General features: G+C 70.0%; 15 protein-coding genes, 1 tRNA gene and 1 other RNA gene. 7 read left to right on the top strand and 10 right to left on the bottom strand.

The features are described from left to right. The first annotated feature begins 82 nt into the window (after positions 1-82). The 4 genes from KIH27_RS17645 to KIH27_RS17630 are packed head-to-tail and all read left to right on the top strand — an operon-like array spanning position 83 to position 2,821. Positions 83-1,303 carry an alkane 1-monooxygenase gene (locus KIH27_RS17645; RefSeq protein WP_214094269.1) on the top strand — a complete coding sequence of 407 codons (1,221 nt, stop codon included), beginning with the start codon at positions 83-85 and terminating at the stop codon, positions 1,301-1,303. After that, entirely contained in the window at positions 1,303-1,476 is a 174-nt protein-coding gene (locus KIH27_RS17640) for a rubredoxin (protein WP_214094268.1), read from the top strand. The genes KIH27_RS17645 and KIH27_RS17640 overlap by 1 nt, the downstream gene beginning before the upstream one ends. After that, positions 1,473-1,655, top strand: coding sequence for a rubredoxin (locus KIH27_RS17635; protein WP_214094267.1), 183 nt, complete (start codon positions 1,473-1,475; stop codon positions 1,653-1,655). The genes KIH27_RS17640 and KIH27_RS17635 overlap by 4 nt, the downstream gene beginning before the upstream one ends. Continuing rightward, positions 1,652-2,821, top strand: coding sequence for an NAD(P)/FAD-dependent oxidoreductase (locus KIH27_RS17630; RefSeq protein ID WP_214094266.1), 1,170 nt, complete (start codon positions 1,652-1,654; stop codon positions 2,819-2,821). Before KIH27_RS17635 ends, KIH27_RS17630 begins: the two co-directional genes overlap by 4 nt. 4 nt (positions 2,822-2,825) lie before the next feature. Here the strand turns inward: KIH27_RS17630 and KIH27_RS17625 are convergent, their stop codons facing one another. The 4 genes from KIH27_RS17625 to KIH27_RS17610 all read right to left on the bottom strand — a co-directional run bounded on the left by KIH27_RS17625 (position 2,826) and on the right by KIH27_RS17610 (position 5,057). Then, complete coding sequence (locus tag KIH27_RS17625; RefSeq protein ID WP_250150317.1) at positions 2,826-3,683, bottom strand: putative endonuclease domain-containing protein; 858 nt, start codon at positions 3,681-3,683, stop codon at positions 2,826-2,828. Between the two features lie 161 nt (positions 3,684-3,844). Next, the gene (locus tag KIH27_RS17620; RefSeq protein ID WP_214094264.1) at positions 3,845-4,081 is read right to left on the bottom strand and encodes a hypothetical protein; all 237 of its coding nucleotides are present in this window, start codon (positions 4,079-4,081) and stop codon (positions 3,845-3,847) included. A gap of 28 nt (positions 4,082-4,109) precedes the next feature. After that, complete coding sequence (gene recR / locus KIH27_RS17615) at positions 4,110-4,721, bottom strand: recombination mediator RecR (protein WP_214094263.1); 612 nt, start codon at positions 4,719-4,721, stop codon at positions 4,110-4,112. Next, positions 4,722-5,057 carry a YbaB/EbfC family nucleoid-associated protein gene (locus KIH27_RS17610; RefSeq protein ID WP_214094262.1) on the bottom strand — a complete coding sequence of 112 codons (336 nt, stop codon included), beginning with the start codon at positions 5,055-5,057 and terminating at the stop codon, positions 4,722-4,724. A 115-nt stretch (positions 5,058-5,172) separates the two neighbouring features. On the opposite strand from KIH27_RS17610, the gene KIH27_RS17605 reads away from it, so the two are divergent. Next, positions 5,173-5,934 carry an Rv3717 family N-acetylmuramoyl-L-alanine amidase gene (locus KIH27_RS17605; RefSeq protein ID WP_214094261.1) on the top strand — a complete coding sequence of 254 codons (762 nt, stop codon included), beginning with the start codon at positions 5,173-5,175 and terminating at the stop codon, positions 5,932-5,934. A gap of 1 nt (position 5,935) precedes the next feature. On the opposite strand, the gene KIH27_RS17600 is transcribed toward KIH27_RS17605, so the two are convergent. From KIH27_RS17600 to ffs, 6 genes are all read right to left on the bottom strand, one after another. Then, positions 5,936-6,856 carry a cytochrome b/b6 domain-containing protein gene (locus tag KIH27_RS17600; protein ID WP_307856924.1) on the bottom strand — a complete coding sequence of 307 codons (921 nt, stop codon included), beginning with the start codon at positions 6,854-6,856 and terminating at the stop codon, positions 5,936-5,938. A gap of 300 nt (positions 6,857-7,156) precedes the next feature. Then, a complete protein-coding gene (locus KIH27_RS17595) occupies positions 7,157-7,618 on the bottom strand; it encodes a hypothetical protein (RefSeq protein WP_214094260.1) in 462 nt (153 codons plus the stop codon). After that, positions 7,615-8,859: an FAD-dependent oxidoreductase gene (locus tag KIH27_RS17590; protein ID WP_214094259.1), complete on the bottom strand. Its 1,245-nt coding sequence runs from the start codon at positions 8,857-8,859 to the stop codon at positions 7,615-7,617. Before KIH27_RS17590 ends, KIH27_RS17595 begins: the two co-directional genes overlap by 4 nt. 4 nt (positions 8,860-8,863) lie before the next feature. Next, a complete protein-coding gene (locus tag KIH27_RS17585; protein WP_214094258.1) occupies positions 8,864-10,789 on the bottom strand; it encodes a DNA polymerase III subunits gamma/tau in 1,926 nt (641 codons plus the stop codon). 102 nt (positions 10,790-10,891) lie between these two features. Continuing rightward, positions 10,892-12,175: an aspartate aminotransferase type Ic gene (locus tag KIH27_RS17580; RefSeq protein ID WP_214094257.1), complete on the bottom strand. Its 1,284-nt coding sequence runs from the start codon at positions 12,173-12,175 to the stop codon at positions 10,892-10,894. Positions 12,176-12,202: 27 nt separating this feature from the next. Further along, positions 12,203-12,297, bottom strand: an RNA gene (gene ffs, locus KIH27_RS17575) — signal recognition particle sRNA small type. A 77-nt stretch (positions 12,298-12,374) separates the two neighbouring features. On the opposite strand from ffs, the gene KIH27_RS17570 reads away from it, so the two are divergent. Next, positions 12,375-12,460: transfer RNA gene (locus KIH27_RS17570), tRNA-Ser, on the top strand. Between the two features lie 81 nt (positions 12,461-12,541). Then, positions 12,542-13,279 (top strand): lipid uptake coordinator LucA, encoded by a 738-nt coding sequence (lucA, locus tag KIH27_RS17565; protein ID WP_214094256.1) that lies wholly within the window; start codon positions 12,542-12,544, stop codon positions 13,277-13,279. The last annotated feature ends 98 nt before the right edge of the window (positions 13,280-13,377 follow it).

The following is a 13,377-nucleotide window of genomic DNA, read 5'->3' as shown; positions in this document are numbered from 1 at the left end:
TTTCGCGGGACGAGCGGCCACCGTGTGACGCTGCCTACCGTCAAGGGCATCAGTGATGTGACCAGGCGAAAGGACGAAGCGGATGAGCATCGAGGTGGCCGGCGGGCCAAAGATCTGGCAGGACAGGAAACGCCATCTGTGGCTGTTGGGCCTGGTCGTGCCCACCATGCTGTTCCTGGTGCTGCCGGCGGTGTGGGCGATGAACGCCGCCGGCTGGCACACCGCGTCGCAGCTGCCGCTGTGGATCGGCCCGTTCCTGATCTACGCGCTGCTGCCGGCGCTGGACCTCTGGATCGGCGACGACGGGCAGAACCCGCCCGATGAGGTGATGTCGGCGCTGGAAGGCGACCGCTACTACCGCTACGCGACCTACGCCTACATTCCCTTCCAGTACGCCAGCGCCATCTTCGGCGCGTACCTGTTCACCGCCTCCGACCTCGGTTGGCTCGGCTACGACGGGGCCCTGGGCTGGCTGGGCAAGATCGGTGTCGCGATGACGGCGGCGACGGTGGCCGGCGTCGGGATCAACACCGCCCACGAACTCGGCCACAAGCGGGACTCCCTGGAGCGCTGGCTGTCCAAGATCACCCTGGCCCAGGTCTGCTACGGCCACTTCTACGTCGAGCACAACCGCGGCCACCACGTGCGGGTGGCCACCCCGGAGGACCCGGCATCGGCCCGGTTCGGGGAGACGTTCTGGGAGTTCTTGCCGCGCAGCACCGTCGGCGGCATCCGTTCAGCCTGGGAACTGGAGGCGCAACGCATCCGCCGGACCGGCAAGAGCCCGTGGAACCCGCAGACCTGGTGGGACAACGACACGGTCAACGCCCTGGCGATGTCGGTGCTGTTCTGGGGCGTCATGATCGCGGTGTTCGGTGTGGCACTGGTGCCGTACGTGCTGATCAACGCGTTCTACGGGTCGTCGCTGCTGGAGGCGGTGAACTACCTGGAGCACTACGGGCTGGTGCGGCAGAAGCTGCCCAACGGCCGCTACGAGCGCTGCACACCGCAGCACAGCTGGAACTCCGACCACATCGTCACGAACCTGTTCCTCTACCACCTGCAGCGGCACAGCGATCATCACGCCAACCCGACCCGGCGGTATCAGACGCTGCGCAGCTTCGAGGACTCCCCGAACCTGCCGGCCGGCTACGGCGCACTGATCGGGGTGACCTACTTCCCGCCGGTGTGGCGCAAGCTGATGGACCACCGGGTGCTGGCCCACTACCGCGGCGACATCACGCAGGCCAACATCTCGCCGCGCCGTCGGCAGAAGGTCCTGGCTCGCTACGGGGCTGCCTGATGCCCGCCTACCGCTGCCCCGGCTGCGACTACGTCTACGACGAGGCCATCGGAGCACCCCGCGAGGGGTTCCCGGCCGGCACCCGCTGGCAGGACATCGCGGAGGACTGGGCCTGCCCCGACTGTGCGGTACGCGAAAAACCGGACTTCGAACTGATCGGAGAGAACTCATGAGCGACTACAAGCTGTTCCGCTGCCTGCAGTGCGGGTTCGAATACGACGAGGCGCTGGGCTGGCCGGAGGACGGGATCGCCCCCGGCACCCGCTGGGCCGACATCCCCGAGGACTGGAGCTGCCCGGACTGCGGCGCGGCGAAGGTCGACTTCGAGATGGTTGAGATGGTGCGGCCGTGAGCGGGACGGTGATCGTCGGCGGCGGCCTGGCCGCGGTCCGGGTTGCCGAGCAGCTGCGTCGGGGCGGTCACACCGGGCCGATCACGATCGTCGGCGCGGAGACCCACCTGCCCTACGACCGTCCGCCGCTGTCGAAGGAACTGCTGCGGGGCGAGGTCGAGAACGTGAACCTCAAGCCGATCGGGTTCTACGCCGAGCAGCAGATCACGCTGCGGCTGGGCTCGGCCGCCCGAAGCGTCGACACCGTCGGGCATCGGGTGACGCTGACCGACTCGACGGTCCTCGGTTACGACCAGTTGGTGATCGCCACCGGCCTGGTGCCCAACCGGATCCCGTCGTTAGGCGACCTGGCCGGCATCCACCTGCTGCGGTCTCTCGATGACTGCGTGGCGCTGCGCCGACGGGCGGTCGCCGCGCGGCGCGCCGTGGTCGTCGGTGCGGGGTTCATCGGCTGCGAGGTGTCGGCGAGTCTGCGCGGCATGGGCGTCGAGGTGGTGCTGGTGGAGCCGCAGGCCACGCCGCTGGCATCGGTCCTGGGCGAGCAGATCGGGGAGCTGCTGAGTCGGCTGCACCGCATCGAGGGAGTCGACCTGCGCACCGGTGTCACGGTGGCGGGCGTCGGCGGCGCCGACCGGGTCGAGTCGGTAACGCTGTCCGACGGCTCGGTTGTTGAGGCCGACCTGGTTGTCCTCGGGATCGGGTCCCGACCGGCCTGCGACTTCCTGGCCGGCAGTGGGGTGGCGATCGCTGACGGCGTGGTCTGCGACGAGGCCGGGCGCACCAACGTACCGGATGTGTGGGCGATCGGTGATGTGGCGTCCTGGCGGGATGCGGCGGGCTCGCAGGTTCGGGTGGAGCACTGGAGCAACGTCGCCGAGCAGGCGCGAACCCTGGTGGCAGCGATGCTGGGGCTGCCGACGCCGCCGGCGGGGGTGCCGTACTTCTGGAGCGACCAGTACGACGTCAAGATCCAGTGCCTCGGCCGCCCGGCGCTCGCCGACACCGTGCACCTGGTCGAGGATGACGGCCGCCGGTTCGTCGCCTACTACGAACGCGACGGTGTGCTGGTCGCCGTGGTGGGTGCCGGTGCCCCGGAGCGGGTGCGGTCGGCCCGCGGCCAGATCGCCGCCGGTGCGTCAATCACCGACGTCCTGCAACCGGCGTAGCGGGTCAGGGCCGCCAGCCTCTGCTGAGCAGCGCGGTCCTGACGCGCTCGATCACCTCGGCCGGATCGTCTTCGGCGATCACCCGGATGACGATCCAGCCGAGCCGTTCCAGCCGGCGCAGCCTGCGCTGGTCCTTGACGTACTGGCGGCGGTCCTTGCGGTGGTGGTCACCGTCGTACTCGGCCGCGACCTTGAACTGCTCCCACCCCATGTCCAGCCAGGCGAACGGCCAATACCCCCGCTCGATCACCGGGATCTGGGTGGTCGGGGTGGGCAGGCCGGCGTCGATGACCAGCAGCCGGAGCGAGGTTTCCTTCGGCGACTGAGCACCCGCGTCGACCAGCGGCAGCGCCGCCCGCAGTTGGCACAGGCCGCGGACCCCGGCATGCCGCCGGGCAAGCATCAGTACGTCGTCGGTCGCGAACGGCGTGGCCCGGGCCAGGGCATCCATCCGAGCGACCGCCTGGTCCCGGGGCAGGTGCCGGCCCAGGTCATACGCGGTACGTGCGGGCGTGGTGACCGGCAGGCACGCGACCCGGGTGATCTCGTCGTCACACAGGCTCTCGTCGCGAGCCACCAGTCCGTGCGGTGCCCTGGTGTTCGACCAGACCAGTTCGATCTGGATGTCGTCATCGACCCACCGGGCTCCGTGCAGTGCGGATGCTGCGACACCGGCGATCACCCCGTGCCGCCCGGACCGCAGCCACGCCCCCTCGATCCGGTCGCGCAGCGTCACCTCGTGCCGCGCCGGGACGTAGACATCGCGGAACACCTTCTGGTGCCATCGCCGCAGCTCGTGGGTCGTCAACCTGCCCTGCGCGCCGGCTTCACTCCCCAGGAAGACCGCCCTCATGGGTGACATCGTGGCGGCAGCCACCGACACCCACGTCGAGCCTGTAGTTACGGTGCAGAAGTGCGAGTGGCCCCCGCACTAACTCTCCCCCGCAAGCGGGAGGTACCCCCAGGCTCGCGACGTGGCGATGCTTCGCCCGAGGGTCCGGGGCGTGCTCCTGGATCGCATACTCACCGTTTGTATCTGAGGTAACCCAGACCCAGAAACATCATGACGAAACCTGTCGCGACGAGTCCACCCACGATGCTGCTGAAGGCAAGTGCCAGAAACGGAAACGCCAGGGCGGGAGCGATACACCAGTACAGCCATCGTTGGAATCGCCCCTCATCGGGCTCGGCAAACATAGCCGTGTTCAACACGATCAGCGCCCCAATTGCGCCGTACGACTCCGCGTTCGGGTCCGGCATCAGAAGGCCCTCGTCGGCGTAAAGACGCTCAGGCCATCGCGCGGCGCCCGGCCAGCGCCCGCCCCAGCGTCAACTCGTCGGCGAATTCCAGGTCACCGCCCATCGGCAGGCCGGAGGCGATCCGGGTCACGGCCAGGCCGGGGATGTCGCGGAGGACCCGCATGAGGTAGGTGGCGGTCGCCTCCCCCTCGGTGTTGGGGTCGGTCGCGATGATCACCTCGGACACGTCGACGCCGTCGACGCGCTCCCCCACCCTGGTCAGCAACTCGCGCACCCGCAGCTGCTCCGGCCCGACCCCGGACAGCGGATCCAGCGCGCCACCGAGGATGTGGTAGCGGCCGTGGAACTCCCGGGTGCGCTCGATGGCCTGCACGTCCTTGGGTTCCTCGACCACGCAGATCTGGGAGAAGTCCCGGCGTGGGTCCGCACAGATCCGGCAGCGTTCGGCGTCCGAGACGTTGCCGCACACCTCGCAGAACCGCACCCCGTTGCGGACCGTGGTCAGCACCGCGGTGAGCCGGTCGATCTCGGACGGTTCCGTCGACAGCAGGTGGAACGCGATCCGCTGCGCGCTTTTGGGACCGATGCCCGGCAGCTTGCCGAGTTCGTCGATCAGATCCTGGACCGGCCCCTCAAACATTTAGGCGCCGGGCATGCCGAGCGCGCCGCCCATCCCGCCGGCCAGCGGAGACAGCCGCTGCTGCGCGAGGGTCTGCGCTTTCTTCGCCGCGTCGGAGAGCGCCCCGACGATCAGGTCCTGCAGCGTGTCGACGTCGGTGGGGTCGACGACCTTGGGGTCGATCTGCACCCCGGTGACCTCACCGCTGCCCTTGGCGGTGACCTTGACCAGGCCGCCGCCGGCCTCGCCGTGCACCTCGGTGTTCAGCAGTTCCTGCTGCGCGGCCAGCAACTGCTGCTGCATCTGCTGCGCCTGGGCCAGCAGCGCCGACATGTCCGGCGCGCCTCCTGGTTGCATCACGGTCCCCTTGCGTCGTCGTGCGGGTCTCGGCTCGGTTGCGGCTTGATCTCAGCTGATGAGCCGACGCGGTTCGGAACCCCCAGCGTAGTCGGCGCCTGGTTACGTTGGCGGCGTGCATGCACCAGTCCTCCCGCGTGTCGGGGCCGTGATCGCCGCCGGCCTGCTGGCGGCCGCGTCTGTGTCGGGTGTCCCGGCAGCCGCGGCCCCATCCGCTCTGGCGGGCAAGATCGTGTTCCTCGACCCCGGGCACAGCGGCGCCTACGACGCGTCGATGACCCGGCAGGTGCCCACCGGGCGCGGCGGCACCAAGACCTGCCAGACCAGCGGCACCGCCGCCACCAGTGGCTATCCCGAGCATGCCGTCACCTGGGACACCACGCTGCGCCTGCGCCAGGCGCTGACGGCCATGGGTGTGCGCACCGCCATGTCCCGCGGCGACGACAACACGCTCGGCCCCTGCGTGGATCAGCGCGCCGCGATGGCCAACGCCCTGCACCCGGACGCGATCGTGTCGATCCACGCCGACGGCGGCCCGCCCGCCGGGCGGGGATTTCACGTCAACTATTCGGCGCCGCCGCTGAATCCGGCGCAGGCCGGACCATCGGTGCAGCTGGCGCAGGTGATGCGAAATCAGCTGCAGGCGGGCGGTTTCCCGCCGGCCAACTACATCGGCACCGACGGGCTGAAGGGCCGATCCGATCTGGCCGGGCTGAACCTGGCCGAATACCCGTCGGTGCTGGTCGAACTGGGCAACATGAAGAACTACACCGACGCCGCTTTGATGGAGAGCCCCGGCGGGCGGCAGCGCTACGCCGAGGCGATCGCCCGCGGGGTCGCGGGATTCCTGGCCGGCCAGCCGATCCCGAGCTACTGAGTCAGCGCCGGCTGAGGTTGCCCGTCAGCGACGCCACCGGTTGCAGGAACACCGGTTGGGCACCGACCCACGCGACGACGATCACCACCACCGATGCCGCGAACACCCCCAGGCCGATCCAGCTGCCGTCGTCACGCATCGCGTACATGTGGTTGAGGTTGTTGCGCGCGCCGGTGGCCAGCACCAGCGTGACGTGCACGATGATGAAGCCGACGAAGTAGAGCATCACCGGGAAGTGCACTTTACGGGCCAGTTCGATCGGATAGATCGTGTTGAGCCGCTTGGTATTCCGTGGCCACGCCCCGGACATCCGCACGCCGGTGAGGATCGCCAGCGGCGCGGCGATGAAGACGGTGGCGAAGTACGCCAGCAATTGCAGCGCGTTGTAGTTGACCCACCCGTTCTCGGTCGGCCAGTGCAGCGACGCGTACTGGATCGCCGTCGACGCGGCGTTGGGGAACACGTCTAACCCGTTGGGCACCAGTCGCTTCCACTGACCGGTGATGAACAGCAGAAGATAGAAGATCGCACCGTTGACCACCAGCAGCGCGGCCAGGTTCAGGTGGAACCACAGGTCCAGGCTGATCTTCTTCGGTGCGTTCTTCGTCTTGAGCAGCCCGTCGTTGCGTCGGGTCCAGTAGGCGGCCGGCCGCTGCGTGGTGCGCACCTGCCAGCCGGAGCGGATCAGCAGGATGACGATCAGGCTGTTGAAGAAGTGCTGCCAGCCGAGCCAGCCGGGGAATCCGACCGGGGTGTCGGCTCGCGGTTCGGCCACGCCCGGATAGGCCTCCAGGAACGACTGCATGGCGGGCAGTTGCCGCAGCCACTGGGCAGCGACGACGACGGAGATGAGCAGCAGCAGCGCCAGTGGGATGGCCCAGACGAGCTTGAACCACCGTGCTGACGTAATCGGTGCTGCCACAGTTGATGTGGGCTTCACCAGGGTGCCTTCCAGTATGCGGCGTGCCGCATCCGCACCTGTGGAGCGCCCGCCGCGGTATCGAGTTGGGTGCCGACGCTTGCGGTCGGCCGGTACGCGCCGCGGGCCCGCCCTGATCAGGTTGCAGGCTGCGTCGCGATCACGCTGTGCAATGGGTCCCCAGGATCACCGGGGTACGAAATGGACCGTAGCACCGCAGATTTCGACTTGAAAATAGTTAGCTCGTGTGGCGATAGACACAATGGCTAGGGTCGGACGCCTGGGCAACAGGGTGCGCTCGACTTAGCTGCTATGACGACGTCCGCGGGTCCTCTTGGCGGTGGCCGCGACAGCGACCCAGAGCATGGCAGACCCGCCGAGGGTCACCAACACACCCTCAAACCGGTTACGTGGAACCTGGTCGTCGCGTGACGTGCCGGAACCGGACGGAACAGTGGCCGTCACCGTGGCTGGCACGTCGCGCCAGACGTCGTCGTACGTCGAGCGGAGGTCATCGTCCACGCCCGGGACGAACTTCGGCCGCGGCGGCATCTTCAGGATCGTCGTCGTCGCGGGCTGCAACCGCTCGCTGTGCTTGCCGTAGTGGTAGCAGGTGTCAGCGGCGGCCATCTGCTTTCCGTCGCATGTCGCCGGGTCCGCCAGCAGACGGATACCTGAGACCAGACAGAAAACACCCACTACAACGCAGAACACCAGGGCTGCTGCGACCTTCAGCGCGCTCGGCTGCTCATCCTTGCCTGTCACGCTCCTCGCCCGCTCCGCCGCGCCCACGACGGCGCGTGCTCCGGTCGCACCCCCACCCCGACCAGATACGCCGGGATGCCGGACAGCCACGGCAGCACACGCAGCACGTCGAGCAGCGCCGGCGGCGGCGTGAGGTCGCCGCCGCGCAGGATCGGGCGAAGGCCGCGGTGCAACACCCGCTGCACGGTCTGCGTCACCACCGTCGCCAGCACCCGTCGGCGCCGCACCCGCGCCAGGTCGGCCGGCATCACCCGGTGCCGGCGCAGCGGACCGGCGAGCAGGGTCGCTGCGGCGACCGCGTCCTGCACCGCGAGGTTGATCCCCACCCCGCCCACCGGCGACATCGCGTGGGCGGCGTCGCCGATGCACAGCAGGCCGTCAATGTGCCAGTGCCGCAACCGGTTCACCTGCACGTCGAGGTGTTTGACGTCGTCCATCGAAGCCAGCGCCGCGACCGTCTCGGCGGCTTCCGGGATCAGTTCGGCCACGTCCCGCCGGAACGCCTCGATGCCGCGGGCCCGCAACACCGGGTCGGTGCCCTTGGCGATCAGGTAGGCGACCTGGAAATAGCCCTGCCGCGGGATCAGGATGCCGGCCCGGCCGGGGCCGATGCGCGGTACCAGTGAGGAGCCGCCGGTGTCGGTGCGGGGCAACCGGAACCAGCAGACGTCGAAGTCGACCGGGAATTCGCGCGCGGCCAGACCGGCCTCACGGCGCACTACCGACGTCCGACCGTCGCAGGCCACCGTCAGCTCGGCGTGCAATTCCCCCGGGCCGTCGGGACTTTCGTAGCGCACACCGACGACGCGGCCGCCCTCGCGCAGCAGCCCGGTGACCTCGGTGCGCATCCGCAGGGTGAAGCCGGGTTCGGCACGGGCAGCGTCGGCGAGCAGGTCCAGCAGGTCCCACTGCGGCACCATCGCCACGAACTTGTGCGGTTGGCGGCGCAGCCGGCCGAAGTCGACGAGGGTTACCGCACGGCCGCCGGATTCGAACGCCGCGGTGTGCACCTCGCTGTAGGGCAGTTCGGCGAACCGATCCCACAGGCCGAGCTCGTCGAGCAGTCGCAGCGTGGTGGGGTGCACGGTGTCGCCGCGGAAGTCCCGCAGGAAGTCGGCGTGCTTCTCCAGCAGCGTGACCTGCACTCCGGCGCGGGCCAGCAGCAGGCCCAGGATCATGCCGGCCGGGCCGCCGCCGACGATCGCGCAGGTGGTGGTGTCGGGCTCGCTCGGGTCGGGCATCGGGTCAGCCGTCGGCAATCGGCCGGGCGCCCAGTTCGTTCTGCAGCAGCTCCAGGGCGGCCTCCTCCGGGTCCCGCCGCGGTGCGGTGGATCCGGCGTCGTCGCTGGCCTCGGCCAGCATGGCCTCCTCATCGGCGCGCCGGGCCGAGTCCGCCAGCGCCGCGGCGTTCGGTGCGGCCGGTGCGGCCGTCTTCTCCGCCGGCACCCCGGTCTCGCAGCGCACCCGCCAGTTCACCCCGAGCGCGTCCTTGAGCGCGTCGACGATGATGTCGGCGTTGTGCGGCTCGGACAGCCGCTTCGCCAGCGGAGCCGACCTGTGGGCGAGCACCAGGGTGTCGCCGTCGACCGCGCGGACGGTGGCATCGACCAGCATCGCCTCGGTGCTGCGGCTGCGCTGACGGACCTTATCGCGCACCGTCGACCACATGGTGCGCACGGCGGCGGCGTCCGGGGCGCCGGGGGTCGCGGCCGCAGGCTCGGGGGCGGGCACCGGTTTCGGCGCCGGTGGTGGCGGTGGCGGTGACACGGGCGGCGGCGGTGGCGGCTGCTTCACGACGGGCTGCGGGGCGGGCGCGGGCGCCGGTGCGGGCGGCGGCGCCACCGGTTCAGGGGCCACCGCGGGCGCAACGGGCACAGCGGGCACGACAGGCGCAACGGGCGCAACGGCCGCCGGCTCCGGCGCCTGGGAGCGCCGGGTGAACTGCTTGCCCCCGCCCGCCGACGCAACAGCGGCGCTCGACGCGGAGCCCGCCGGAACCGCCATCTCCAGCCGGGTCTCGATGCGCTCCACCCGCTGCAGCAGCGCCGCCTCGGTGTCGGCCGCCGACGGCAGCAGCAGCCGGGCGCAGATCACTTCCAGCAGCAGCCGCGGGGCGGTCGCGCCGCGCATCTCCCCCAGCCCCGCGTGGGTCACCTCGGCGTAGCGGGTCAGCGTCGCCGCACCCAGCCGGTCGGCCTGCTCGCGCATCCGCTCCAGCATGTCCTCCGGCGCGTCGACCACACCCTTGGCGACGGCGTCGGGCACCGCCTGCAGCACGATCAGGTCGCGGAAGCGCTCCAGCAGGTCGACGGCGAACCGGCGCGGGTCGTGGCCGGCGTCGACCACCGCCTCCACCGCCCCGAACAGCGATGCGGCGTCCCCGGCGGCCAGCGCATCGACGGCGTCGTCGATCAGGGCGACGTCAGTGGCGCCGAGCAGCCCCAGCGCCCGCTGGTAGTGGACGTGGTTGGTGCCGTCGGCGTCGGTCTCCGAGCCGGCCAGCAGTTGGTCCAGCACCGACAGGGTGTCCCGGGGTGAGCCGCCGCCGGCCCGGATCACCAGCGGGAACACCGCGTCGTCGACGGCGACGTGCTCCTGCTCGCAGATCTTGCCGATCAGCCCGCGCATGGTGCGCGGCGCCAGCAGCCGGAACGGGTAGTGGTGGGTGCGCGACCGGATCGTCGGCAGCACCTTCTCCGGCTCGGTGGTGGCGAACACGAAGATCAGGTGATCCGGCGGCTCCTCGACGATCTTGAGCAGCGCGTTGAAGCCCGCGGTGGTCACCATGTGCGCCTCGTCGACGATGAACACCCGGTAGCGCGAATGGGCCGGCGCGTAGAAGGCACGGTCCCGCAGGTCTCGGGTGTCATCGACGCCGCCGTGGCTGGCGGCGTCGAGTTCGACGACGTCGATGCTGCCCGGCCCGTTCGGCGCCAGCGCCACGCACGAGTCGCAGACGCCGCACGGCGTCGGGGTGGGGCCCTGCACGCAGTTCAGCGACCGGGCCAGGATCCGCGCCGACGACGTCTTGCCGCAGCCGCGCGGCCCGGAGAACAGGTAGGCGTGGTTGATCCGGCCCGCCGCCAGCGCTGTGCACAGCGGTTCGGTGACGTGCTCCTGCCCCACCACCTCGGCGAACGATGCCGGTCGGTATTTGCGGTAGAGAGCCACGTCAGCAGGTTACCGGCCGGGTGTGACGACGGCGATCCGCGCCGGACCCCCACCCGAACGTGAAGTTGCGTTCACTCTCGGGGTGCGAGCGTGAACCTGGGTTCACGCTGGGCGGGACAGGGACTCGGCGGCGGCCAGCAGCGCGCAGGTCGCCAGCCCGTCGACCGCGTCGCGCAGGTCGGCCAGCGACGGGAACGACGGCGCGATCCGGATGTTGGTGTCGTCGGGGTCGCGGCGGTACGGGAACGACGCGCCGGCCTCGGTGACCGCGATGCCGGCGTCCTTGGCCAGGGCGACGGTGCGCTTGGCGGTGCCGGGCAGCACGTCGAGGCTGACGAAGTACCCGCCCTGCGGGTCGGTCCACGACGCGATCTTGGCATCGCCCAGCCGCTGCTCAAGGATCTCGGCGACCAGCGCGAACTTCGGCGCCAGGATCTCCTGGTGGCGCTGCATGTGCAGCCGCACCCCGTCGGCGTCGCCGAAGAACCGCAGGTGCCGCAGCTGGTTGACCTTGTCCGGACCGATCGAGCGCTTGCCGGCGTACTGCAGGTACCAGGCGATGTTGCCCAGTGAGCCGCCGAAGAAGCTGACGCCGGCGCCGGCGAAGGTGATCTTCGAGGTCGACGCGAACACGTACGGCCGGTTCGGGTTGCCGGCGGCCGCGGCCAGCCCCAGCACGTCCACCTGGTGCGGGAACTCGTGTGTCAGGGTGTGCACCGCGTAGGCGTTGTCCCAGAACAGCCGGAAGTCCGGCGCCGCGGTCTGCATCTGGACCAGCCGCCGCACGGCCTCCCAGGAGTAGGTGATGCCGGTCGGGTTGCCGAATACCGGCACACACCACATGCCCTTGATGGCCGGGTCGGCGGCGACGAGTTCCTCGATCAGGTCGACGTCCGGGCCGTCCTCGCGCATCGGCACCGGGATCATCTCGATGCCCAGCGTCTCGGTGATCGCGAAGTGCCGGTCATAGCCGGGGACCGGGCACAGGAACTTGACGACGGGCTCCTGCCCCCACGGCCGCGGCGAGTCCACCGCGCCGTGTAGCAGTGCGAACACCACCGCGTCGTGCATGAACTCCAGGCTGGCGTTGTTGCCGGCGATCAGGTTGGGCACCGCGATGCCCAGTAGCTCACCGAAGATCGCACGCAGTTCCGGCAGGCCGTGCAGGCCGCCGTAGTTGCGGGTGTCGACACCGTCGTCGTCGCGGTAGTCGTCCGGGCCGGGCAGTGCCAGCAGCCCGTTGGACAGGTCGAGCTGGGCGGGCGCCGGCTTGCCGCGGGTCAGGTCCAGGGCCAGCTTCTTGGCCTGCAGCGCCGCGTAATCCTGCTGGTAACGCTGCTGCTGGGTGGCCAGTTCGGCAGGGTCGAGGTTCTGCAGCGCCGCCATCGGACCTTTCCCGCCCCTTCCAAGAAATTGAGGGGACCCCGCGCACCCGCCAGAGCCCGTTGACCCTTGCTGCCTTCCGGCCCTGGGGGAGTTCACAGGATGGACGCCGCGCGGGGTCCACGGGGCAGTCTAGCGGTGATCGCTGACGCGGCGGAGCCGGGATGCGGAGTGCGCGGCCGTCTCCGCTAACATGGCCGACGGAGGATTCGCCTAGTGGCCTATGGCGCTCGCCTGGAACGCGGGTTGGGTTAATAGCCCTCAGGGGTTCAAATCCCCTATCCTCCGCAGCCGACTCAGGTGCGGTCGGACCGGCAACGACGGTCCGACCGCACCTGAGTCACAAGATCACGAGGATGGGGAGGTGGCGTGAGCCGTACCGTCGCCAGGGTTTGGCACGCGTCGCTCTCAGCCGTCGCCGCGCTGCTGTACTTCCTGTTCGTCATCCCCCGCTGGTGGGAGCTGACCGACTTCACCCCGCACACGCTCGGCACGGTGGTGCGGGTGGTGACCGGGGCACTCATCGGCCTGGCCGCGCTGCCGGCGGTGTTCACCCTGCAGCGCATCCGCAAGCCGGAGTACGGCACCCCGCAGTTGGCGCTGACGCTGCTGACCGGCGCGGTGGTGGCCCACGTGACGGCCGGCGCGCTGATCGTCGTCGCCGCACTCAGTGAGATCTGGCTGTCGCTCGACGCCGCCGGGCAGTGGCTGTTCGGCATCTACGGCGCCGCCGCGGCGATCGCGCTGCTGGGCATCGGCGCGTTCTACCTGTCCGCGGTGGCCGAACTGCCGCCGCCGCCGCCGAAGCCGCTGAAGCCGAAGAAGGAGAAGCGGCGCAAGAAGGACTCCGACGCCGAGATCGACGGGGACGTCGACTCCGAGGACGACGACGAAGCCGTCGACGAGTCCGAGCTCGAAGCTCCGAACGACGACGACGAGGACGAGGACGACGCGGTCACTGACGACGCCGAGACCGCGGTCGATGAGACTGAGTCCGACGCTGAGCCCGACGACGACACCGCGGCCGCCGAAACCGCGCCGGCGCCCGCCGGTGGACGGCACAAGCTGCGCCCGTCGGGCAAGCGCCGCATCGACAAGAACAGCTGATCCCGGTCGGCGTGCCGTCCGCGCGCCACGTCGCGCCCACCGCGCCGAACCATGTAGCGGTCTGCCCGCCTCTGCGCGACGTTGAGACTGGTATTGCT

Source organism: Mycolicibacter acidiphilus (assembly GCF_018455725.1).
In the GTDB taxonomy this organism is placed as follows: domain Bacteria; phylum Actinomycetota; class Actinomycetes; order Mycobacteriales; family Mycobacteriaceae; genus Mycobacterium; species Mycobacterium acidiphilum.
Note: the sequence above shows the minus strand (reverse complement) of the source record. Positions and strands in the feature narration are given on the sequence as shown.

Excerpts from the sequence above, each read along its gene's own strand:
- KIH27_RS17580 (WP_214094257.1), bottom strand. The coding sequence starts at position 12,175 with ATGGCGGCGCTGCAGAACCTCGACCCTGCCGAACTGGCCACCCAGCAG.
- KIH27_RS17625 (WP_250150317.1), bottom strand. The coding sequence starts at position 3,683 with ATGTCACCCATGAGGGCGGTCTTCCTGGGGAGTGAAGCCGGCGCGCAG.
- KIH27_RS17590 (WP_214094259.1), bottom strand. The coding sequence starts at position 8,859 with ATGCCCGACCCGAGCGAGCCCGACACCACCACCTGCGCGATCGTCGGC.
- KIH27_RS17620 (WP_214094264.1), bottom strand. The coding sequence starts at position 4,081 with ATGCCGGACCCGAACGCGGAGTCGTACGGCGCAATTGGGGCGCTGATC.
- KIH27_RS17635 (WP_214094267.1), top strand. The coding sequence starts at position 1,473 with ATGAGCGACTACAAGCTGTTCCGCTGCCTGCAGTGCGGGTTCGAATAC.
- KIH27_RS17610 (WP_214094262.1), bottom strand. The coding sequence starts at position 5,057 with ATGCAACCAGGAGGCGCGCCGGACATGTCGGCGCTGCTGGCCCAGGCG.
- KIH27_RS17640 (WP_214094268.1), top strand. The coding sequence starts at position 1,303 with ATGCCCGCCTACCGCTGCCCCGGCTGCGACTACGTCTACGACGAGGCC.
- KIH27_RS17645 (WP_214094269.1), top strand. The coding sequence starts at position 83 with ATGAGCATCGAGGTGGCCGGCGGGCCAAAGATCTGGCAGGACAGGAAA.
- recR (WP_214094263.1), bottom strand. The coding sequence starts at position 4,721 with ATGTTTGAGGGGCCGGTCCAGGATCTGATCGACGAACTCGGCAAGCTG.